Consider the following 21893-nt stretch of genomic DNA (forward strand, 5'->3'; position numbering starts at 1 on the left):
GCGACAGTGATCTACTCTGATGGCGAAGCCGGTCGGTCGATCGCTTCACCACGACGACGGGAGCGAGAAGATGTCGGGAAACCTCAGCATCGAGCAGCTGGATGCCGGCATCGCCGCCGGTGAGATCGACACGGTGATCGTGGCCTTCGCCGATGCGCAGGGTCGACTGGTCGGAAAGCGGGTCTCCGCGCGGCTGTTCCAGGACGACATCCTTCATCACGGCGCCGAGGCCTGCGACTACCTGCTGTCCGTCGACGTCGACATGAACACGGTCGACGGCTACGCGATGTCGGGGTGGAACCGCGGGTACGGCGACATGGTGCTGCGCCCCGATGTCGCGACCCTGCGGCGGATGCCGTGGCTCGAGGGCAGCGTGCTGATCATGGCCGACCTGGTCTGGCAGAACGGCGAGCCCGTCGGTCCCTCGCCGCGGGCGATCCTCGACCGGCAGCGCGACCGGCTCGCAGAGCGCGGATGGACGGCCTTCTCCGGCACCGAGCTCGAATTCATCGTGTTCGAGAACACCTACCGCGACGCGTGGGCGCGCAAGTACGAGGGGCTGACACCGGCCACCGACTACAACGTCGACTACAACCTGCAGGCCTCGACCCGCATGGAACCGCTGCTGCGCGACATCCGCCTCGGCATGGACGGAGCGGGTCTCTACTGCGAAGGCGTGAAGGGCGAGTGCAACCTCGGGCAGCAGGAGATCGCGTTCCGCTATGCCGAGGTGCGCGAGACGGCCGATCAGCACGTGATCTACAAGAACGGCGCGAAGGAGATCGCCGCGCAGCACGGGCAGTCGCTCACGTTCATGGCGAAGTTCAACGAGCGCGAGGGCAACAGCTGCCACATCCACCTCTCCCTGCGCGCCGACGACGGGACGCCGGTGATGGCCGGCGACGGTGCGCACGGCTTCAGCCCCGTCATGGAGCACTGGATCGCCGGCATCCTCGCCACCCTGCGCGAGTTCACGCTGCTGTATGCGCCCAACATCAACTCGTACAAGCGCTTCGCGAAGGGCAGTTTCGCGCCGACCGGCGTGGCCTGGGGCATCGACAACCGCACCTGTGCGCTGCGCGTGATCGGCAGCGGATCGGGGCTGCGGGTCGAGAACCGGGTGCCCGGCGGCGATGTGAACCCGTACATGGGCATCTCGGCGATCATCGCCGGTGGCCTGTACGGCATCGAGAACGAGCTGGCCCTGCCCGAGCGGTTCGAGGGCAACGCCTACGAGGCGGGCGTCGACCACCTGCCGACGACCTTGCGCGAGGCCGCACAGCTGTTCAGCGCGTCGACTATCGCCAGGGAGGCCTTCGGCGATGACGTCGTGGACCACTATCTGAACCAGGCGCGCATCGAGCTGGAAGCCTACGATGCCGCCGTGACCGACTGGGAGCGCGTCCGTGGTTTCGAGCGGCTCTGACCCGGCACCCCTGATCGGGGTCACGACCTACCTGGAGCGGGCGCAGCAGGGGGTGTGGGATGTGCGGGCGGCATTCCTGCCCGAGCAGTACCTGACCGGTGTGACGGCGTCCGGCGGCATCGCGCTGCTGCTGCCCCCGCAGGACCCGGAATCGGCGGATGCGGCGATCGCCGGGATGGACGGACTGATCCTCTCCGGCGGGGCCGATGTCGCGCCCGAGCTCTACGGCGCGCAGCGGCATCCGCTGACCGACCCCGCTCGTGTCGACCGTGACGCGTGGGAGCTGGCGCTGTTCCGGGCGGCGGAGCGGCGGCGCATCCCGGTGCTCGCGATCTGCCGGGGGCTGCAGCTGGTCAACGTGGCGCGCGGCGGCACTCTCCAGCAGCACCTCCCCGAGTCGCTCGGCACCGAACGGTACCGCCTCGGCGGAGGCGTGTTCGCCGAGAACGACATCGAGGTCTCGGACGAGACCGCGCTCGCCGAGGTGCTCGGCGCGGGAGATGTGCGGGTGCACAGCTACCACCATCAGGGCATCGATCGACTCGGGGAGGGGCTGGTCGCGGCCGCCCGCTCCGACGATGGACTCGTGCAGGCGTTCGTCGACACCTCGGCCGGCCGCATCGTCGGCATCCAATGGCATCCGGAGGAGAACGCCGAAGACCGGCGTCTCTTCGCAGATCTCGTCTCACAGGCGCGTGCGTTCGCCGCGCAGCGGAAGGAGGACGCCCGATGAGTGCGTTCACAGTCATCAACCCGTCGACCGGAGCCGCGATCCGCGACGTCGCGCGCGCGGATGTCGGAGAGACCGATGCGGCGATCGCCCGTGCGGTCGCCGCCCAGCGCCGGTGGGCGGCACTGGCTCCGATCGCCAGAGCCGACGCGCTTCGGGCGTTCGCCCGTGCGGTCGAGGGCGCGGTCGAGGAGCTGGCCCAGCTGGAGGTGCTCAACTCCGGGCATCCGATCGGCTCCGCACGGTGGGAGGCCGGGCACGTCGCCCAGGTGCTCAACTACTATTCCGCCGACCCGGAGCGGCTGTCCGGGCGGCAGATCCCGGTGGCCGGCGGGCTCGATGTCACCTTCCACGACCCCTACGGCGTCGTCGGCGTCATCGTGCCCTGGAACTTCCCCATGACGATCGCCTCCTGGGCGTTCGCGCCGGCGCTCGCCGCGGGCAACGCCGTGGTGCTGAAGCCCGCCGAACTGACCCCGCTCACTGCGATCCGCCTCGGTGAGCTCGCGCTCGAGGCCGGACTCCCGGAAGGGCTGTTCGAGGTCGTCACGGGCTCGGGCTCGGTCGTCGGTCAGCGTCTGGTCGAGCACCCCGACGTGCGCAAGGTGGTCTTCACCGGCTCGACCGAGGTCGGCATCGAGGTCGCGGCCGGCTGCGCGAGAGCGCTCAAGCCGGTCACTCTCGAACTCGGCGGCAAGAGCGCGAACATCGTCTTCGCCGATGCCGACCTCGAACGCGCGGCGGCGGGGGTGCCCGGTTCGGTGTTCGACAACGCAGGCCAGGACTGCTGCGCTCGCAGTCGCCTGCTCGTGCAGCGCTCGGTGTACGACCGCTTCCTCGAACTGCTCGAACCGGCCGTGGCCGCCTGGCGCGTGGGCGACCCCGCACGCGAGGACACCGACATGGGGCCGCTCATCTCGGCAGGGCACCGCGACACCGTCGCCTCTTTCCTCGACGGCGCCGACATCGCGTTCCGGGGAAGCGCGCCGGACGGGGACGGGTTCTGGTTCGCTCCGGCCGTCGTGCTCGCCGACCCCGCCGACCGCATCGCCCAGCAGGAGGTGTTCGGGCCCGTCGTCGCGGTGATGCCGTTCGAGGATGAGGCCGACGCCATCCGTCTGGCCAACGACACCGCCTACGGGCTCGCCGGCTCCGTGTGGACCGAGAGCCTGGGGCGCGGTGTGCGCGTGGCACGGGGTGTGCGCAGCGGCGTGCTGTCGGTGAACTCCCACTCCTCGGTGCGGTACTCCACACCGTTCGGCGGCATGAAGGCGTCGGGCCTGGGGCGCGAGCTCGGCCCCGACGCCGCCGAGCACTTCACCGAGACCAAGAACGTCTTCTTCGCGACCGATGAAGCCTGATCGCGTCGTCCCCTCACCCACCCGGAACGGAGAACCCACATGAGCATCGATCTGACCCAGCGACTGAAGGACCGCGTCGCCATCATCACCGGTGGCGCGAGCGGCATCGGGTTCGCCACCGCCCAGCGGTTCGCCGCGGAGGGCGCCTTCGTCGTGATCGCCGACGTCGATCCGACGACCGGAGAGGCGGCGGCGGCCGCGGTGGGCGGGGCGTTCCGTCCGGTCGACGTCGCCGACGAGGCCAAGGTCGACGCGCTGTTCGACGGCGTCGCCGAGGAGTTCGGCCGCATCGACATCGCCTTCAACAACGCGGGCATCTCGCCGGCCGACGACGACTCCATCGAGACGACCGAGCTCCCGGCCTGGGATCGGGTGCAGGACGTGAACCTCAAGAGCGTGTACCTGTGCAGCCGTGCGGCGCTGCGCCACATGGTGCCTGCGGGGCGCGGCTCCATCATCAACACCGCGTCGTTCGTCGCGCTGCTCGGATCGGCGACCTCGCAGATCAGCTACACCGCGTCGAAGGGCGGCGTGCTGGCGATGTCCCGTGAGCTCGGGGTGCAGTTCGCGCGTCAGGGGGTGCGGGTCAACGCGCTGTGCCCTGGACCGGTGAACACCCCGCTGCTGCAGGAGCTGTTCGCCAAGGACCCGGAACGTGCGCAGCGGCGCCTCGTCCACGTGCCGATGGGCCGCTTCGCCGAGCCCGCGGAACTCGCGGCGGCCGTGGCCTTCCTCGCCTCGGACGACTCGTCGTTCATCACCGCGAGCGCCTTCGTCGTCGACGGCGGGATCACGAACGCCTACGTCACCCCGCTGTGAGCGACCCTCACCTCGCTGTGACAGGGTGAAGGCATGAGCGAGCACCCCCACGACGGCGACCTCGTCGAGGTTCGCAAAGCGGTCTACCGACCGCTGCGGCGCGGCAACGCCCTCGAGGACACGGTCGCCCGCCTCGTGCAGACGATCCGGCTCGGCGTGGTCGCTCCGGGGGAGTCGCTGCCGCCGGAGCGCGAGCTCGCCGCGTCGTTCGGGGTGAGCCGGGACACCGTGCGCGAGGCGATCCGCGAACTGGCGGACACCGGCTACCTGCTGCCGCGGCGCGGGCGGTACGGGGGGACGTTCGTCGCCGACCCGCTGCCTCACCCGACCACGTCGGGGACGGTGACGCCCGAGGAGATCGACGACGTCCTCGGACTGCGCCGCGTGCTCGAGACCGGGGCCGTGCGCGCCGCGGCGAGTCGATCGCTCGACGCCTCGACCCGTGCCGACCTGTGGGCGCGACATGAAGCGGCGCTGCCGGCCGGACCGGAGGAGTATCGGCGACTGGACACGCTGCTCCACCTGGCGATCGCCGAGGCCGCGGGCATCCCGTCGCTCGTCGCGCTCGTCGCCGAGAACAGAGCCGATGTCAACGTGTGGCTCGACACGTTCCCGCTGATGCCGCGCAACATCCAGCACTCGGGCGAGCAGCACGAGAGCATCGTCACCGCGATCCTCGCCGGGCGTCCGGATGCGGCAGAGGCGGCGATGCGCGACCACCTCGCCGGCTCCGAGGCGCTGCTGCGCGGCTTCCTCATCTGATCAGCGCTAATCGGTCGCTTTTTTGAGATTTCGCAACGGATACAGTTGCGAACGGATCAAGAGACTTCCGATTTCGCTATACCTGGCGCCTTTCCTATGACAGACTCGCGACAAGCGAATCTCAATGGGGAGGCTCCATGCCCGACACCACCCGAACGTCGACGGCGACACTCGACGCACCCGCCACCACCGGTGCGGTCCGCATCGACGGCGTCACCAAGCGCTACGGTGCTGCCACCGCCGTCGACGACCTGAGTCTGGATGTGCAGCCGGGAGAGTTCCTCTCTCTCCTCGGGCCCTCCGGCTGCGGCAAGACGACGACTCTGCGCATGATCGCGGGCTTCGAGTTCCCGGACGCCGGCGACATCCTCATCTCCGGTCGCAGCGTCCTGAACCTCCCGCCCTATCGGCGCGAGGTCAACACCGTCTTCCAGGCGTATGCCCTCTTCCCGCATCTGACGGTCGCCGAGAACGTCGCGTACGGGCTGCAGCAGCGGCGCGTGCCGAAAGCCGAGCAGCGCGAGCGCGTGAGCGAAGCGCTCGACATGGTGCAGCTGCGGGCGTTCGCCGACCGCAAGCCGACGCAGCTCTCCGGAGGGCAGCAACAGCGCATCGCCCTGTCGCGGGCGCTCATCAACAGGCCGAGCGTCCTCCTGCTGGACGAGCCGCTGGCAGCGCTGGACCGGCAGCTGCGCGAAGAGATGCAGCTCGAGCTGAAGCTGCTGCAGGCACGGCTCGGCACGACCTTCGTGTTCGTCACGCACGATCAGGCCGAGGCGCTGTCGATGAGCGATCGGATCGCCGTGATGCGTGCGGGGCGGATCGAGCAGCTCGACGCACCGGCGGCCATCTACGCGGAGCCCGCCTCGGCGTACGTCGCCTCCTTCATCGGGCAGCAGAACTTCGTGCACGGCACCGTGCGCGCAGACGGGAACGCGGTCGACACCGCCATCGGGGCGATCTCCGGTCGGTGGGGTGGCGAGCGTGTCGCCGCAGGACAACCGGCCGTCGCCGCGATCCGGCCGGAGTACATCCGTCTGGAGCAGGGGGAGGGCGCCGGAGTCCCCGGACGTGTGCTGGGGGTCTCCCACCTCGGCGAGACCCTGCAGGTCGCGGTCCGCATCGGTGAGGACGCCACATTCCTCTCGCGTATGCCCGCACCGACCGCCCCGTCGGTGGGGGTCGACGACGTCGTCCGCTGTGTCTGGAGCCCGGCGGATGCACGGTTGTTCGCCGCCGAGGGCATCCCGACCACCGCGACGCACGTGATCACCCTGCCCAAGGACGGCGGCCGGTGACGGGCGTGCCCCCGGTGCGCGTGCTGGCGCATCGGAGCGCTGCGCGGGTGATCCGCACCGAGCTGACCCGGCGCGGCTTCCTCGCCACCGCGATCATGGCGGGAGGGGCGGTCGTGCTCAGCGCATGCGCGCCGGGGCAGAACGCCGCGGCGGTGCACGCCAAGGGCGGCCCCCTCGAGGACAAGCTCTCCATCTACAGCTGGGGCGACTACGACGCCCCGGAGGTGCTCGAGCAGTTCACCGCGGAGAACGGCCCGCGCATCGTGCTCGACGCCTTCAACTCGAACGAGGAGCTGATCGCCAAGCTCGTCGCGGCGCGCGGCACCTCGGGATACGACATCGTCGTACCGACCGGAGTCTTCGTCGGGCCGATGGCCGAGAACGGACTCCTGCAGAAGTTCAACCTCGACCTGCTCCCGAACATGAAGCACGTGGCGCCCGAGTTCCGCGGGCGCTCGTGGGACCCCGGCAACGAGTACTCGGTGTGCAAGGCCTGGGGGACCACGGGCTTCGTCTACGACAAGAGGGTGATCTCGCGAGAGCTCACGACCTGGAACGACTTCATCGACGCCGCGCAGAACGAGGCCTCCGGTTCGACCTCGGTGCTCGACGACCCGGCGCCGCTGCTGGGCATCTACTTCTGGGCCAACGGCATCGACTGGACGACCACGGATCCCGACGACCTCGACGCCGTCGAGAAGTTCCTGGTGAAGGATCTCGCGCCGCACGTCTCGGCGTTCGACTCGTATCCCGGCGGTTCATCGATTCCCCAGGCCTCGCACGCGCTGCTGCAGTCCTACAATGGCGACGCGCGGCTCGGCATCTTCGAGTCCGACGACCCCGACCGCTGGCAGTGGGTGCTGGGGAGCCCGGCGACCGAGCTGTGGATGGACAACTGGGCGATCGCCGCCGGTGCCCCGCACCCCGAGGCCGCGCACGCGTTCATCGACTTCGTGCTGCAGCCCGATGTGCAGCTCGCGCAGGTGGACTACATCGGCTACGACACCGGGATCAGCGGCATCCGCGAAGAGGCGGAGGCCGCGGGTCTCGAACGACTCGACATGGTGTTCTTCGACGAGAACCAGGTGGAGACCATGCACGAGGGCAAGCTCACCGATGCGCAGGACCGCGTCGTCTCGATCTGGAACTCGATGAAGGCGGCTGCCGGTGCCTAAGCTCAAGTTCGGTCTCGCCATCCCCGCGTGGGCCTGGCTGCTCATCTTCTTCGTCGCCCCGATCTTCATGGTCGTGGTGTTCAGCTTCGGCTACAAGCCGAGCATCTTCGCCACGCACGCGCTCGACCACCTCTCCTTCGACCGCTATCTCGAGGCGCTCTCTCCGACGTTCTTCAGCACCTTCCTGAACACGCTGTGGATCGGCATCCTCGGCACCGTGCTGTGCCTGGTCATCGGCGGCCCCGTCGCGTACTGGATCGCGGTGAAAGCCCCGCCGTCGAAGCGCGGGCTGCTGCTCGCGCTGGTGATGGTGCCGTTCTGGACGAACTTCCTCGTGCGCACCATCGGCTGGCAGGTGATCCTCGCCCCCGAGGGGTGGCTCTCGCAGCTGCTGCAGGGCATCGGGGTCATCCCCGGCCCGCTCGATCTGCTGTACTCGCGCGGGGCCGTGCTGCTCGGCGTCGTCTACAACTATCTGCCGCTGATGATCCTGCCCCTGTTCGTGGCGTTCGACCGGGTCTCCGGCCCGCTGCGAGAGGCGAGCAAGGATCTCGGGGCGAACAGCATCACGACCTTCCTCCGGGTGACCGTGCCGTTGGCCAGGCCCGGCATCATCGCCGGTGTGCTCCTCGTCTACATCCCGCTGATGGGCGACTACATCACCGCCACCGTGCTCGGAGGAGCGAAGGGCAACATGATCGGGCAGGTGGTGGCGAGTCAGTTCCAGACCGCCCAGAACTGGGCGCTGGGCTCGGCGATGGCCGTGCTGCTGATCATCGTCATCATGATCTCGATCGCGCTCGCCGCAGGTCTGCTCTGGCTCGTGACGCTGCCGCTCCGACAACGCCACCGCCTCGTCCTGGGGGAGGGATCATGACCGATACCAAGACCACCGTGCCGGCGCCGCGCGCGCGCCGCGGAGCCGGACGCTTCGTGCTCCCGATCTGGGCGGCACTGGTGTTCCTGTTCCTGTTCCTGCCGATCCTCGTGATCATCGCCTACTCGTTCAACGTCGGGCGCCTGCTGGTGTCATGGGACCACTTCGGGTTCGACTCCTTCCTCGCGATCGTGAACAAACCGGCGATCCGCGACGCCGTGCTCGTGTCGGTGCGCACCGGTCTGCTGGCCGCCCTGCTCGCGACAGCACTGGGCACCCTCGCCGGCATCGCGATGGCCCGTAACCCCGGCAAGTGGGTGTGGTGGTTCCTCGGACTCCTGCTGCTCGTGTCGGTAACCCCCGAGATCGTGGATGCCGTCGCGCTGCTGCCGTGGCTCGTCTTCCTCGGACAGGACGCGGGCATCGGCATCTTCAACGACGGCACCATGCGGCTCGTCGTCGGACAGTCGCTGTTCTCGATCGCCATCGTGTCGTACGTCGTGCGGGCCCGCCTGGTGGGACTCGACGCCCGCCTGGAAGAGGCCTCGGCCGACCTCTACGCTCCGCCCGTGCGCACCTTCTTCAAGGTCACGCTCCCGCTCGCGATGCCCGCGGTGCTCGCCGGGTTCCTGCTGTCGTTCACGCTGAGCCTCGACAACACGGTCGTGTCGGCATTCGTGCAGGTCTCGGGAACCACGCCGTGGCCGGTGTACGTGCTCAGCGCGCTGCGCAGCGGCCTGCGTCCCGAGATCGCCGCGGTGTCGACGATCATGCTGGTGCTCACGCTGTTCGCTCTCGCGCTGGTGGCGGTGGTGCTCAAGAGAGCGGGCGACTCGGCGACCGAGATCGCCCGCACGATGGCCGGGGGATGACAGTGACGTATGCAGATCTGGTGTTCACCGGCGGCGTGCGGGGAGGACGGGTGTTCCTCTCGGATGCCGCGCGTTCCACCGCGCGCGCCGTGGCGGTCACCGCCGGTCGCATCAGCGCGGTGGGGCACGACGTCTCGGCGCTGATCGGACCGGACACCGAGGTCGTAGACCTCGATGGCGGGCTGCTGGTTCCCGGGTTCCAGGACGCGCACGTGCACCCGGTCTGGGGTGGTCTCGACATGCTGCGCTGCGACCTGTCGGCGCTGGCGACGCGGGAGGAGTACCTGGCGCGGATCGCGGAGTACGCGGCGGAGCATCCGGACGACGAGTGGATCCTCGGCGGCGGCTGGCAGATGTCGGCGTTCCCCGGCGGCACACCGACCGCGGCCGACCTGGACTCCGTGCTGCCCGATCGCCCCGCGTTCCTGCCCAACCGCGACGGACACGGGGCCTGGGTCAATTCCCGGGCACTGGCGCTCGCCGGCATCACCCGCGACACCGCAGATCCTGCCGACGGTCGGATCGAACGCGACGCCGGCGGCGCCCCGAGCGGCACGCTGCACGAGGGCGCGATGGGTCTGGTCAACCGGCTCCTCCCGGTCGAGGTGCCGGAGCGACTCGTGGAGGCGCTCCTGCAGGGGCAGCGGCACCTGCACTCGTACGGTGTCACCGCCTGGCAGGATGCGATCGTCGGCACCGAGTACGGCGACGCGGGCGACCCGCTCCCTGCGTATCTGTCGGCCGCGGCCTCCGGTGCCCTCACCGGTCGCGTCGTCGGTTCCCTGTGGTGGGACCGTTCGCGCGGGTTGGAGCAGATCGACGACATCGTCGCCCGCCGCGACGCCGGCACTGTCGGCCGCTTCCGGGCCCGCAGCGTGAAGATCATGCAGGACGGCGTCGCCGAGAACTTCACTGCGGCCATGCTCGAGCCCTACTGCGACGGCCATGGGCATCCGCGCGAGGACTCCGGGATCTCGTTCGTCGAACCGGAGCTGCTCAAAGAGGCCGCGACCCGGCTCGATGCCCTGGGCTTCACACTGCACTTCCACGCGATCGGCGACCGCGCCGTGCGGGAGTGCCTGGATGCGGTCGAGGCCGCCCTCGTGCGCAATGGGCCACGCGGCAACAGGCATCACATCTCCCACATCCAGGTCGTGCACCCCGACGACATCCCGCGGTTCCGGGCGCTCGACGTCACCGCCAACATGCAGATGCTGTGGGCGACGCTCGAGCCGCAGATGGTCGACCTCACCATCCCGTTCCTCGGAGAGCAGCGCAGCACCTGGCAGTATCCGTTCGGCGACCTGCTGCGCTCCGGCGCCACGCTCGCCGCGGGCAGCGACTGGTCGGTGAGCACGCCCAACCCGCTCGCCGCTATCCACGTGGCCGTCAACCGCCGCTCCGCGCCGACCGAGTGGGAGGGCGACTACGAGGCGTTCCTGCCCGAGCAGGCGATCGACCTCGCCACCGCGCTCGTCGCGTACACCGCCGGCTCCGCACGCGTGAACCATCTCGACGACACCGGCACGATCGCGGTGGGCATGCGGGCGGACCTCGCCCTGCTCGACCGGGATCCGTTCGAGCATCCGGCGGAGGAGATCGGTCTGACCGAGGTGCGCGGCACCTGGGTCGAGGGGGAGCGGGTGTTCGACTCCGCGGGATGAGCCGCAGGAGGAGCCCGCACACACACGAAGCCCCGGCGACCTCGCGTCGCCGGGGCTTCGTCTGTGAGTGTGCGCGTGTCAGCCGGCGGCTGCCTCGTCGGCCACGGAGAGCGCGTCGTCGAGCGCGGCGAGTCCGCGCACCAGGTCGTCCTCGCTGATCACCAGCGGCGGCGCCACGTGCATGCGGTTGAAGTGCGTGAACGGCCAGACCCCGCCCTTCTTGGCGGCCGCGGCGAAGGCTCCCATCGGGGCGGCGTCGGCACCCGAGGCGTTGAACGGCACGAGGGGCTCGCGCGTCTGCGTGTCGCGCACCAGCTCGACCGCCCAGAACAGCCCGAGGCCGCGCACGTCGCCGACGCTCGGGTGCTTCTCGGCCCAGGAGCGCACCGTCGGCTCGACGATTCGCGTGCCGAGGTCGCGCACGCGCTCCAGGATGCCGTCACGGCGGAACACCTCGAACGTCGCCACACCCGCCGCACACGCCAGCGGGTGACCGGAGTAGGTCAGTCCGCCGGCGAACGGCATCGTGTCGAAGGCGCTCGCGATGCGGTCGGAGATCACCACGCCGCCGAGGGGCACGTATCCGGAGTTCACACCCTTCGCGAAGGTGATCAGGTCAGGGCTCGCGTCGAACGCGTCGATGCCGAACCACTCGCCCAGGCGACCGAAGCCGACCATGACCTCGTCGGCGATGTACACGATGCCGTAGCGGTCGCACAGCGCGCGCACGCCCTGCAGGTAGCCCGGCGGCGGCACGAGCACGCCGTTCGTGCCGACCACGGTCTCGATGATGATCGCCGCGATCGTCTGCGGTCCCTCGAGCTGGATCGTCTGCTCCAGATGGGCGAGCGCTCGCTCCGACTCCTGCTCCGGGGTCTCGGCGTGGAACGGCGAGCGGTACAGGTAGGGCCCGAAGAAGCGCACGGCCCCGGAATCGACGGTGTCGTTGGCCCAGCGCCGGGGGTCGCCGGTGAGCGAGATCGCGGTCGACGTGGAGCCGTGGTAGCTGCGGTACATCGAGAGCACCTTGCGGCGGCCGGTGAACTGGCGGGCCATGCGCACCGCGTATTCGTTGGCTTCGGCGCCGCCGTTCGTGAAGAAGACCTTCTCGAGTCCTTCCGGGGCGACCTCGGCGATCAGGCGCGCGAGCTCCCCGCGCACGTCGTTCGCGATCGAGGGCTGGATCGTCGCGAGACGCCCCGCCTGCTGCTGGATCGCGGCGACCAGGTCGGGATGCTGGTGCCCGAGGTTGAGGTTCACGAGCTGGCTGGAGAAGTCGAGGTACGCGTTGCCCTGGTAGTCCCAGAACGTCGAGCCCTCGCCCGTCGCGACGGGCATCGGGTCGATCATGCCCTGCGCGCTCCAGGAGTGGAACACGTGGCCGCGGTCGTCGGCACGCACCTGCGCCTCGGCCTCGGGGGCGGGGAGCGGGTGCGAGACGCCGTGGCGGTCGGTGAAGTTCGTCATCGTGGTCGCTCCTGTCAGTGGTTGCTCGGGAAGCCGAGGTCGATCTGCGACGGGGTGTGGTCGGGCCAGCGGGTCGTGACGACCTTGGAGCGCGTGTAGAAGTGCACCGACTCGGGGCCGTAGATATGGGAGTCGCCGAACAGCGAGTCCTTCCAGCCGCCGAACGAGTAGGCGCCGATCGGCACAGGGATCGGTACGTTGACCCCGACCATGCCGACCTCGATGTCGAACTCGTACTGACGGGCCGTGCCGCCGTCTCGCGTGAAGATCGCGGTGCCGTTGCCGTAGGCGTTCGCGTTCACGAGGGCCACCGCCTCGGCGTAGGTCTCGACGCGCACGACCGACAGCACCGGGCCGAAGATCTCGTCGTCGTAGACCTTCATGCCGGGGGCGACCTGGTCGATCAGGCTGACGCCGAGGAAGAAGCCCTCGGAGTCGAACTGCTTCTGCGTGCCGTCGACGACGACCGTCGCGCCCTCGGCTTCGGCGCCGGTGACATAGGAGGCGACCTTGTCGCGGTGCTCGCGGGTGATGAGCGGACCCATCTCGCTTTCGGCATCCGTGCCGGCGCCGATCTTCAGCCCGCCGATGCGGGAGGCGATGGCGGAGACCAGGTCATCGGCGATGTCGCCCACCGCGACCAGCACCGAGACGGCCATGCAGCGCTCGCCGGCGGAGCCGTAGGCGGCGGAGACCGCGGCGTCTGCGGCCGCATCGATGTCGGCGTCGGGCATGACGACCATGTGGTTCTTGGCGCCGCCGAGGGCCTGCACGCGCTTGCCGGCAGCCGAGGCGCGCTGGTAGATCGAGCGGGCGATCGGGGTGGAGCCGACGAAGCTGACGGCGTCGACCCTGGAGGAGTCGAGGATCGCGTCCACGGCCTCCTTGTCGCCGTGGACGACGTTGAGCACGCCGTCGGGGAGACCGGCCTCGGTGAAGAGCTTCGCGAGCCACACCGCGGCGGACGGGTCCTTCTCGCTCGGCTTGAGCACGACCGTGTTGCCGCAGGCGATGGCCGAGGCCACCATCCACAGCGGCACCATCACGGGGAAGTTGAACGGGGTGATCGCGGCGACGACGCCGACCGGCTGCTTGACCGAGTGCACGTCGACACCGCGCGAGACCTGCTCGCTGCGCTCGCCCTTGAGAAGGTGCACGAGTCCGGCAGCGAACTCGACGTTCTCGATGCCGCGCGACACCTCGCCGGCGGCATCCGAGAGCACCTTGCCGTGCTCGGAGGTGACGATCGCGGCCAGCTCGGGCGTGCGCTCCTTCAACAGCTGGCGAAGGCGGAAGAACACGTCGGCGCGTTTGATCAGGCTCGTCTCGCGCCAGGCCGTCAGGGCGGCCGCAGCCGCGGCGATCGCGGTCTCCACCTCGGCCGCCGATGCGAAGGCGACCTGCTTGGACACCTGACCCGTTGCGGGGTCGAAGATCTGACCGGTGCGGGCCGCTTCGGCGGTCTCCGTGCCGTTGATGACGTGACGGACGATGTCCACGATGTTCCTCCGAGGGCTGAAGAATGCGGGGTTCGAACACTCTGACCGGTGTTCGATAGGCTTGTGCTCCTCAATGATCACAGAGCGAGGGAGCTGATCGTGATGTCAGAACGTCAGGACTTCCGCTTCATCCGGACAGATCGTCCGACACGCGGTGACGCACTCCTCACGGTCGCCGATGTGCTCGCAGAGCCCGTGCTGCAGGCGGGCGCTCCCGAGCTGATCGTCGGCGGCAGTGCGCTCGATGCCGCCGTGCGCTGGGTGCACGTGTCCGACAGCGCCGGTGTCGCCCGTCTGCTCGACGGCGGGGAACTCCTGCTCAGCACCGGGGCCGGCTGGCCGACCGCTGCGGCGGAGCTGCGTGCTTTCGCCCAGGGACTGCACCAGGCCGGGGTCGCGGGCATCGTGGTCGAGCTCGGCTCCGGTCAGGCGCGCATCCCGGATGCCGTGGTCGAGGTGTGCGATCAGCGCGGGCTCGCGCTGATCGCACTGACCAGCGAGGTCAAGTTCGTCGCCGTCACCGAGACCGTGCACCGCGCGCTGATCGCCGCGCAGACCATGGCGCTGCGCGAACGCCAGCACCTGCACGAACTCTTCACGGCGCTGAGCCTGCGGGGAGCCCCGGCCGACGTCGTCGTCGCCGAGACGGCGCGGGCGCTCGGCGCACCCGTCGTGCTGGAGAACCTGGCGCGCGAGGTGATCGCGCACGAGACCCTGCGGATGCCGGTGGCCCAGGCGCTGGGAATGCTGCGCTCCGCCGACCGCGTGCCGGTGCAGGCGCGCGGCGTGCGGTGGGGGACCCTGCTCGCGCTCCCCGGACCCGCGCATCCGGCCGGCCGGCTCACCGTGCTCGAACAGGGGGCCACGGCCCTCGCCTTCGGGTGCCTCGCGGACGGCGGTGATTCCGAGTGGTCGCTGCTTGCACAGCGCGGCCTCATCGACGACCTGCTCGGCGCGCGGTTCGCGAGTCCGGATGACATCGAGGCCCGCCTCGCGACCAGCGGCTTCCTGCTCGCGGGGCGGCACTGCCACGGCATCGTGGCACGTGGCACGGAACCTGCGGTGCACCTTGCGCACCGCGCGGCGCAGCTCGGGGTCGCGGTGGTCGCCGCGCGGGTGGGTGACGACGATGTCGCACTGCTGTCGCTGCCGGCATCCGTTCCGCTGTCGGATGCGCTCGTCGCGAGCCTGGTCGGTCCTGACCGCACGGTCTTCGTCGGGCCCCCTGCGGAGGAGGTGCTGGGTCTGCTCGCCTCGCTGCGGGCCGCGCGCGATCTGGCGGCCAGCGACCGTTCGGATGGCGGTCCGCGCGTGCGGCGCGTGGACGACCGTCCGCTCGAGCGCTTCGTCGCCTCGTTGCGCGACGACCATCGCCTGCTCGCACACAGCGAGCGGATGCTGGCGCCGCTCGTGACGCACGACCGCGAGCGCCGTGGCGACCTGCTCGATGTGCTGGCGGCGCTCGTGGCGCACCCCGGCAACCGCTCGGCAGCCGCAGCCGCGAGCCACCTCTCACGCTCCGTCTTCTACCAGCGACTCACGCTGATCGGCGACCTGCTCGATGTCGACCTCGACGACGGGGAGACCCTCGCCGCACTCCACCTCGCGCTGCTGGCGAAGCGGAGCGCGGCGCCGGTCGTGTGACCTTCGCGCCGCGCAGTGCCGTATCCGCGACGGTCAGAGGACCGACTGCGCGCGCGTGAGCACATCCCGCAGGATCTGCTCGATCTCGCGGAACTCCGAAGGCCCGACGGTGAGCGGCGGTGCGAGCTGGATCACGGGGTCGCCGCGGTCATCCGCACGGCAGTACAGACCGGCTTCGAACAGGGCGGGGGAGAGGAAGCCGCGCAGCAGCCGCTCCGACTCGGCGTCGTCGAAGGTCTCCTTGGTCGCCTTGTCCTTCACGAGCTCGATGCCGAAGAAGTACCCGTCGCCGCGCACGTCGCCGACCAGCGGCAGATCGAGCAGCTTCTCGAGCTCGGAGCGGAACAGCGGGGAGTTCTCACGCACGTGCGCGTTCAGCCCCTCCTCGTCGAAGATCGCGAGGTTCTCCAGCGCGACCGCGGCCGAGACCGGGTGTCCGCCGAAGGTGTAGCCGTGCGGGAAGGACATGTCGCCCTTCGAGAAGGGCTCGTAGATGCGGTCGCTGATGATCGTCGCCCCGATGGGGGAGTAGCCGCTCGTCATGCCCTTGGCGCACGTGATCATGTCGGGCACGTAGCCCAGGCCCGTGCACGCGAACGTGTGTCCGAGGCGGCCGAAGGCGCAGATGACCTCGTCCGAGACGAGCAGCACGTCGTGGCGGTCGCAGATCTCGCGCACGCGGGCGAAGTAGCCGGGAGGGGGCGGGAAGCATCCGCCGGAGTTCTGCACGGGCTCGAGGAAGACCGCGGCCACGGTGTCGGCCCCTTCGAAGAGGATCATCTCCTCGATGCGGTCGGCCGCCCACCGGCCGAAGGCCTCGAGGTCATCGGCGGGCCCGCCCATCTCGGCCGCGCGGTAGAAGTTGGTGTTCGGCACGCGGAAGCCGCCGGGGGTGACCGGTTCGAACATCGACTTCATCGCCGGGATGCCGGTGATCGCCAGAGCGCCCTGCGGGGTGCCGTGGTACGCCACCGCGCGCGAGATGACCTTGTGCTTGGCGGGCTTTCCCTGCAGCTTCCAGTAGTGCTTGGCGAGCTTGAAGGCGGTCTCGACCGCCTCGCCGCCACCGGTGGAGAAGAAGACCTTGTTCAGGTCGCCGGGTGCCTCGTCTGCGAGGCGGTCGGCCAGTTCGATCGCCGCCGGGTGCGCATACGACCACAGCGGGAAGAACGCCAGCTCGGACGCCTGTGCCGCCGCGGCCTCTGCCAGTCGTCGCCGACCGTGGCCGGCGTTCACGACGAAGAGTCCGGCGAGGCCGTCGAAGTACTCCTTGCCCTTGGCGTCCCAGATCCGATGACCCTCGCCCTTGACGATGATGGGCACACCAGACTCGGCCATCGTGGACTGCCGGGTGAAGTGCATCCAGAGATGATCCTTCGCCATCGTCTGCAGCTCGGATTCCGACGGGATGGTGCGTGCGATGCTCATCTGGTCCCCCAGTTGTAGAGCTGCTTCTGCAGCTTGGCGTATATGAAGGTTTCGGTGGAGAGGACGCCCTCGATCGGGCGGATGACGTCGTTGATCAGTGCGAGCAGGTCGTCATCGTCCTCGCAGACCACCTCGGCGAGGACGTCGAAGGAGCCGACCGTGATGACGACGTAGTCCACGGCGTCGATCGCGGCGATCGCCTCGGCGACGCGGCGGGCATCGCCGGACACGCGCACGCCGATCATGGCCTGGCGATGGAAGCCCAGCTGCATCGGATCGGTGACGGCGACGATCTGCATGACACCGGACTCGGTCAGCCGCTGCACCCTCTGGCGCACGGCCGCTTCGCTCATCCCGACGGTGCGGCCGATCTCGGAGTAGGAACGACGGCCGTCCTCTTGGAGCAGCTCGACGATCGTCTTCGAGACCGCATCGAGGGAAGGGTGCTTCTTCGCCGGACTCATGGTGCGATCCTCGCACTCCACGATGCTCTCGGCAACCGATTTCGCAGAATATGGCCATTCGTCCAGCGGAATCGGCAGAAAAACTCAGCTTTCGAGAGGGCCCAGCCACGCGCTCGCCGCGGTGGCGTGCGCGGATTCGGGGTCGGAGGGGTGGAACGCCCCGGCCAGCACGTCGCGGTAGAGGCGGGAGAGCTCGTTGGCGGAGAAGTACGACCCGCCGCCGGCGACGAGCATCGCCTCGTCGACGACATGCTTGGCCATCGTGATCGCACGGTGCTTGACGCCGGAGAGCTGCGGGAACCACCGCGCGCCGTGATCGACACGGTCGTCCACATCGCGTGCGAGCGCGGCGATCTGCGGCGGCAGCGCGTCATAGGCGATCGCCATGTCGGCGATGCGCCAGCGGATGTCGGGATCCTGGCTGTAGGCGAGACCCGTCTTCTTCGAGTGCCGCTTCTGCGCCGTCGTGACGGCGAGTTCCAGTGCTCGGCGGGCGATGCCTGTGTAGACGGACGCGAGCAGGATCTCGAAGACCGAGAAGATGCCGAACACGATGGGGTCGGGGCTGGGGCCCGGGTCGATACGGCGCACCACGTGCGCGGCATCGGCGACGGCGCCGTTCAGCCGCGTGGTGCGACTCTGCGTGCCGCGCATGCCGAGGGTGTCCCAGTCGTCGGAGGTGGTGACCGCATCCGTCCGCTCGATGAAGGCGAACACGAGCTGGGGCGCGTCGGGGCTCGTGGTGTCGAGCCCGTGCAGGCCCAGTCGCGTCCACACCGGGGCGAGGGAGGTGAAGATCTTGGTGCCGGTGAAGGAGTATCCGCCGTCGCCATCGGGCACGGCTGCGGTGTCGCTGCCGAACAGCACCAGGTCGTTGCCTCCCTCGCTGATGCCGAAGGCGAAGACCTCGCCCGCGACCGCCCCGTCCTGCACGAACTCCAGTCCGGGTACGCCGCGGTCGGAGAAGACCTTGGCGACGCCCGTCCACACGAGGTGCATGTTGACGGCCAGGGCGGTCGCCGGTGCGGCACCCGCGAGACGCTGCTGCAGGATCGCGGCTTCGGCGAGTCCGAGTCCGGCGCCCCCGCGCGCGGTCGGCACCAGGATCGACAGGTATCCCGCGGCCCGCAGCTCGTCCAGGTCCTGCGCGGGGAAGGTGTTCTCGCGGTCATGGATCGGTGCGCGCTCGCGGATGCGCTCGAGAAGGTCGTCGGGGAGGAACTTCGCGGGATCGAACGTGCTCATGCCAGTGCCTCCAGAAGCTGACGGACGGATTCCTCCGGGCGATCGCGGTGCAGGGAGTGCCCCGCGCCCTCGACGACCGACAGGGAGATCAAGGGGTTCGCGGCGAGGACCTCGTCGGCGAGAGCACCCGTGAAGATGCTGTAGACAGCGGGGTCGGCGCCGATCACGTGCGTGGGCACGCACAGCCGCGCGGCCTCGGCGCGCACGTCCCACGGCTGGTTCTGGGCGCTGGTCTGCTCCACGGCCCAGGCGCTCGCGCGCAGGACGGCGTCGACCTTGAGCTCCTGATCCTGCGGATGCCAGTGCGGATGCTCCTGCTGCACGACCTCGAGCCGGGTGTCGGCGAATGCGCGCTCCTGGCTGCGGCGGACGATCGCCGCATCGCGTCCGTCCACGTGGATCGCGGGATCGATGAGCACGAGACGCCGCGTCCATTCCGCAGCGGATGCTGCGGCGACCGTGCTGGCGGCGCCGCCGAGCGAGTGGCCGATGACTGCGTCCCACGCGCCGCCGCCTTCGGGGAGCGTGACGGCGAGGTCGACACCGTATGCGGCGACCGAGTAGTCCAGGGAGCGCGGCGCGTCGCCGTGACCCCGCAGATCCACGGCTGTCGCCTGCCATCCCGCATCGGCGAGAGCGTCGCCGAGACGCCACATCAGAGCGCCGGACGACCCGAGGCCGTGAACCAGAAGCGCTCGCCGGGATGCCGACGGGGAGCCCCACGAGATGCGGGGCAGAGTGAGCGGTGCGGGCATGGCACCAGCCTACGACCGGGGGAGCGGGGTAGCCCTGGCGGGGGAGCCCGCGGCGTTCAGCTGAGCGTCACCAGCGGCGGAAGGTCGGCAGCGATCGTCAGCACGCGCTCGGCGGCCGCGTGGCCGGCGGACAGGCGTGCGGCGAGGTCGGCTCCCTCGAGGGTGGCCGCCAGGAATCCGGAGGCGAACGCGTCGCCTGCGCCAACCGGTTCGACGACGTCGACCACGGGGGCGGGGACGAACACCGGTTCGGCGTCGCCGTCGAAGGCGGTGGCGCCGACGTCGCCGTCCTTGACGACCAGCAGCGCGCAGTTCGGGAGGAATGCGCGGATCTCGGCCGGCGTCGCCGTGCCCCAGATGCGTTCGGCCTCGTCGCGGCCGACGAAGGTGATGTCCGCGGCGTCCGCGAGGCGGGCGAGAGTCTCGGCCGCCTCCTGCGTGCTCCACAGCGGACGACGGTCGTTCACGTCGAACGACACGAGAGCGCCTGCCGCCCGTGCGTCGTTGAAGAGCCGATCGACCATCTCACGACACGACGCGGAGAGCGCAGGGGTGATCCCGGTGGTGTGCACGATCCGCACGCCCTGGAGCTGCGCGGTCGTGAGGAATCCCGGCTCCATGCGGGAAGCGGCTGATCCCTGACGGTAGTAGTAGACGGAGGACGACTCCGCTCCCGGATCCTTGAACATGACGCCGGTCGGCGCGGTGGCATCGCGGTCGATCCACAGCTCCACGCCTCGGTGCTCGAGCTCGGTGGCGACGCGGTCGCCGAGGGGGTCAGCGCCCAGACGCGATGCCCAGGCGACGCGGTGCCCGGTGGAGGCTGCGCCGGCAGCCACGTTGGACTCCGCGCCGGCGAGACCGATCGTCGCCGCGGCGGCATCGGCCAGCCGGGCGTCCGTCGGGGTGATCAGCGCCATGGTCTCGCCGATGCAGACGATCTCGGGGGCAGAGGTCGAGGAGGAGGAGCTCATGAGGGGGTGACCGCCAGGGGTTCGGTGTCGGGATGCGGGCTCGCGTCGCGGTGACGCAGGTCGGGGAAGGAGCGGACGAAGACGACGGCGACGAGGAGCCCGACCGCGGCGAAGATCGTGGCGGCGAGGTACGCACCGCGCCAGTCGCCGACATCGACGAGGAAGCCTGCGACGGCGGACCCTGCCGCGGCGCCGATGAGCTGACCGGTGCCTGCCCATCCGAACGCCTCAGCGGTCTCGCTGAACTTCACGCTGGCCGAGGTGATGGCGAAGAGCACGGCGAGAGCGGGGGCGATGCCGATGCCGGCGAGGATCAGGGTGCCGCCCAGCCAGAAGACGTTGAGCATGACCATCGTCAGGCCGAGCCCGATCGTCACGATCAGCAGCCGGCGCGCCATGGCCCACGGCCCGATGGGGATGTGTCCGAACGCCAGACCGCCGGCGAGGCTTCCGGCCGAGAACACGGCGAGCACGAGACCGGCGGCGAGGCTTCCGTGCTCGAACGTCGCGACCACGCCGACCTCCACGGCGGCGCAGGCCCCGATCAGGAGGAAGCCGATCACGGTCGCCAGCAGCACGGGCGGCTTGAGCACGACCTTGCCGAGAGCGTTGCGACTGCGTGGGATGCGCACGCGCCCGACCTCGGGGGAGAGGATGAACCACGCTCCGCCGCCGACGAGGATGATCGCCACCAGCAGCAGTCCCTCCGCGGTGCCGACCTGGGTGGAGACGAGCGTGATCACGACGGGGGCCAGCACCCAGATGATCTCCTGCAGCGAGGCGTCGAGGGAGAACAACGGAGTGAGGTTCGACGAGTTCACGAGCTTGGGGTAGATCGTACGGACCGCGGCCTGGACCGGCGGAGTGGAGAGGCCCGCGACCATCCCGAGCGCCATGTACCCCGGTACTTCGAGCGGGAGCAGGGCGAGGCACAGCACCGCCACGACGCATACCGACAGGGTGAGGGTGATCACGCGACGCATGCCCCAGACGCCCATCCACCGGCTGGTGATGGGGCCGGCGATCGCCTGCCCCACACTGGTCGCGGCGAGCACCAGACCGGCAGATCCGTAAGACCCCGTCTGCTGCTCGACATGCAGCAGGATCGCCAGCGACATCATCCCGTTGGGGAAGCGCGCCGTCAGCTGAGCAGCGATCATGCGCGCCACTCCCGGCGTGCGAAGAAGATCCCGATATCCCGCCACCAGACAACGGTACCGGCACCCGGCGGGGAGCGTCGAAGCGGGTACGGATGCGACACGCCGCCGACACGCCGAGAGGGAGTTTCCACAGGTCTCGGAATGTCCGAAGCCCCTCGTATGGTCGCCCCTGTGGACAGATCGCTCACGGGTGCTTCCCAGCCGCGATTTCCTGCGGTTCGAGTGTCCCCGTACGGGGTCTCTGCCTGTGGAAGAAACGGTGGAGAACCTGTG

At 69.7% G+C, this 21893-nt stretch carries 19 protein-coding genes; 11 read left to right on the plus strand and 8 right to left on the minus strand.

Going from position 1 to position 21893, the window contains the following annotated elements; all coding sequences use genetic code 11:
* Positions 1-19: 19 nt before the first annotated feature.
* The 10 genes from F6W70_RS04225 (at position 20) to F6W70_RS04270 (ending at position 10984) form a co-directional block, all read left to right on the plus strand.
* Positions 20-1426: a glutamine synthetase family protein gene (locus tag F6W70_RS04225; protein WP_151485992.1), complete on the plus strand. Its 1407-nt coding sequence runs from the start codon at positions 20-22 to the stop codon at positions 1424-1426.
* Complete coding sequence (locus F6W70_RS04230) at positions 1407-2159, plus strand: gamma-glutamyl-gamma-aminobutyrate hydrolase family protein (RefSeq protein WP_055865075.1); 753 nt, start codon at positions 1407-1409, stop codon at positions 2157-2159. Before F6W70_RS04225 ends, F6W70_RS04230 begins: the two co-directional genes overlap by 20 nt.
* Positions 2156-3517 (plus strand): aldehyde dehydrogenase family protein, encoded by a 1362-nt coding sequence (locus F6W70_RS04235; RefSeq protein ID WP_151485993.1) that lies wholly within the window; start codon positions 2156-2158, stop codon positions 3515-3517. Before F6W70_RS04230 ends, F6W70_RS04235 begins: the two co-directional genes overlap by 4 nt.
* A 39-nt stretch (positions 3518-3556) precedes the next feature.
* Positions 3557-4336, plus strand: a complete 780-nt coding sequence (locus F6W70_RS04240; protein ID WP_055865069.1) for a 3-oxoacyl-ACP reductase — start codon at positions 3557-3559, stop codon at positions 4334-4336.
* Between the two features lie 33 nt (positions 4337-4369).
* A complete protein-coding gene (locus F6W70_RS04245) occupies positions 4370-5098 on the plus strand; it encodes a FadR/GntR family transcriptional regulator (RefSeq protein ID WP_055865065.1) in 729 nt (242 codons plus the stop codon).
* A 137-nt stretch (positions 5099-5235) separates the two neighbouring features.
* A complete protein-coding gene (locus tag F6W70_RS04250) occupies positions 5236-6396 on the plus strand; it encodes an ABC transporter ATP-binding protein (protein ID WP_055873811.1) in 1161 nt (386 codons plus the stop codon).
* Positions 6393-7571: a polyamine ABC transporter substrate-binding protein gene (locus F6W70_RS04255; RefSeq protein WP_151485994.1), complete on the plus strand. Its 1179-nt coding sequence runs from the start codon at positions 6393-6395 to the stop codon at positions 7569-7571. The genes F6W70_RS04250 and F6W70_RS04255 overlap by 4 nt, the downstream gene beginning before the upstream one ends.
* Positions 7564-8448: an ABC transporter permease gene (locus tag F6W70_RS04260; RefSeq protein ID WP_055865053.1), complete on the plus strand. Its 885-nt coding sequence runs from the start codon at positions 7564-7566 to the stop codon at positions 8446-8448. Before F6W70_RS04255 ends, F6W70_RS04260 begins: the two co-directional genes overlap by 8 nt.
* Entirely contained in the window at positions 8445-9320 is an 876-nt protein-coding gene (locus F6W70_RS04265; protein WP_318278790.1) for an ABC transporter permease, read from the plus strand. Before F6W70_RS04260 ends, F6W70_RS04265 begins: the two co-directional genes overlap by 4 nt.
* Positions 9317-10984 (plus strand): amidohydrolase, encoded by a 1668-nt coding sequence (locus F6W70_RS04270; RefSeq protein ID WP_151485995.1) that lies wholly within the window; start codon positions 9317-9319, stop codon positions 10982-10984. The genes F6W70_RS04265 and F6W70_RS04270 overlap by 4 nt, the downstream gene beginning before the upstream one ends.
* 78 nt (positions 10985-11062) lie before the next feature.
* On the opposite strand, the gene F6W70_RS04275 is transcribed toward F6W70_RS04270, so the two are convergent.
* The gene (locus tag F6W70_RS04275; protein ID WP_151485996.1) at positions 11063-12451 is read right to left on the minus strand and encodes an aspartate aminotransferase family protein; all 1389 of its coding nucleotides are present in this window, start codon (positions 12449-12451) and stop codon (positions 11063-11065) included.
* A gap of 14 nt (positions 12452-12465) precedes the next feature.
* Positions 12466-13950 (minus strand): CoA-acylating methylmalonate-semialdehyde dehydrogenase, encoded by a 1485-nt coding sequence (locus F6W70_RS04280; protein ID WP_151485997.1) that lies wholly within the window; start codon positions 13948-13950, stop codon positions 12466-12468.
* A gap of 102 nt (positions 13951-14052) precedes the next feature.
* Here F6W70_RS04280 and F6W70_RS04285 point away from each other — a divergent pair, with 102 nt between their 5' ends.
* A complete protein-coding gene (locus tag F6W70_RS04285; RefSeq protein ID WP_151486627.1) occupies positions 14053-15594 on the plus strand; it encodes a PucR family transcriptional regulator in 1542 nt (513 codons plus the stop codon).
* Positions 15595-15627: 33 nt separating this feature from the next.
* Here F6W70_RS04285 and F6W70_RS04290 read toward each other — a convergent pair whose 3' ends face one another.
* The 6 genes from F6W70_RS04290 to F6W70_RS04315 all read right to left on the minus strand — a co-directional run bounded on the left by F6W70_RS04290 (position 15628) and on the right by F6W70_RS04315 (position 21620).
* The gene (locus tag F6W70_RS04290; protein WP_055873797.1) at positions 15628-17022 is read right to left on the minus strand and encodes an aspartate aminotransferase family protein; all 1395 of its coding nucleotides are present in this window, start codon (positions 17020-17022) and stop codon (positions 15628-15630) included.
* Positions 17019-17486: an Lrp/AsnC family transcriptional regulator gene (locus F6W70_RS04295; protein ID WP_017828874.1), complete on the minus strand. Its 468-nt coding sequence runs from the start codon at positions 17484-17486 to the stop codon at positions 17019-17021. The genes F6W70_RS04290 and F6W70_RS04295 overlap by 4 nt, the downstream gene beginning before the upstream one ends.
* Before the next feature lie 84 nt (positions 17487-17570).
* Positions 17571-18731, minus strand: coding sequence for an acyl-CoA dehydrogenase family protein (locus F6W70_RS04300; RefSeq protein ID WP_151485998.1), 1161 nt, complete (start codon positions 18729-18731; stop codon positions 17571-17573).
* Complete coding sequence (locus tag F6W70_RS04305) at positions 18728-19486, minus strand: alpha/beta fold hydrolase (protein ID WP_151485999.1); 759 nt, start codon at positions 19484-19486, stop codon at positions 18728-18730. Before F6W70_RS04305 ends, F6W70_RS04300 begins: the two co-directional genes overlap by 4 nt.
* 56 nt (positions 19487-19542) lie before the next feature.
* Complete coding sequence (locus F6W70_RS04310) at positions 19543-20460, minus strand: sugar kinase (protein WP_151486000.1); 918 nt, start codon at positions 20458-20460, stop codon at positions 19543-19545.
* Positions 20457-21620: an MFS transporter gene (locus F6W70_RS04315; protein WP_055873783.1), complete on the minus strand. Its 1164-nt coding sequence runs from the start codon at positions 21618-21620 to the stop codon at positions 20457-20459. Before F6W70_RS04315 ends, F6W70_RS04310 begins: the two co-directional genes overlap by 4 nt.
* Positions 21621-21893 lie beyond the last annotated feature (273 nt).

The sequence above is a fragment of the Microbacterium maritypicum genome, assembly GCF_008868125.1.
Taxonomy (GTDB): Bacteria; Actinomycetota; Actinomycetes; order Actinomycetales; family Microbacteriaceae; genus Microbacterium; species Microbacterium maritypicum.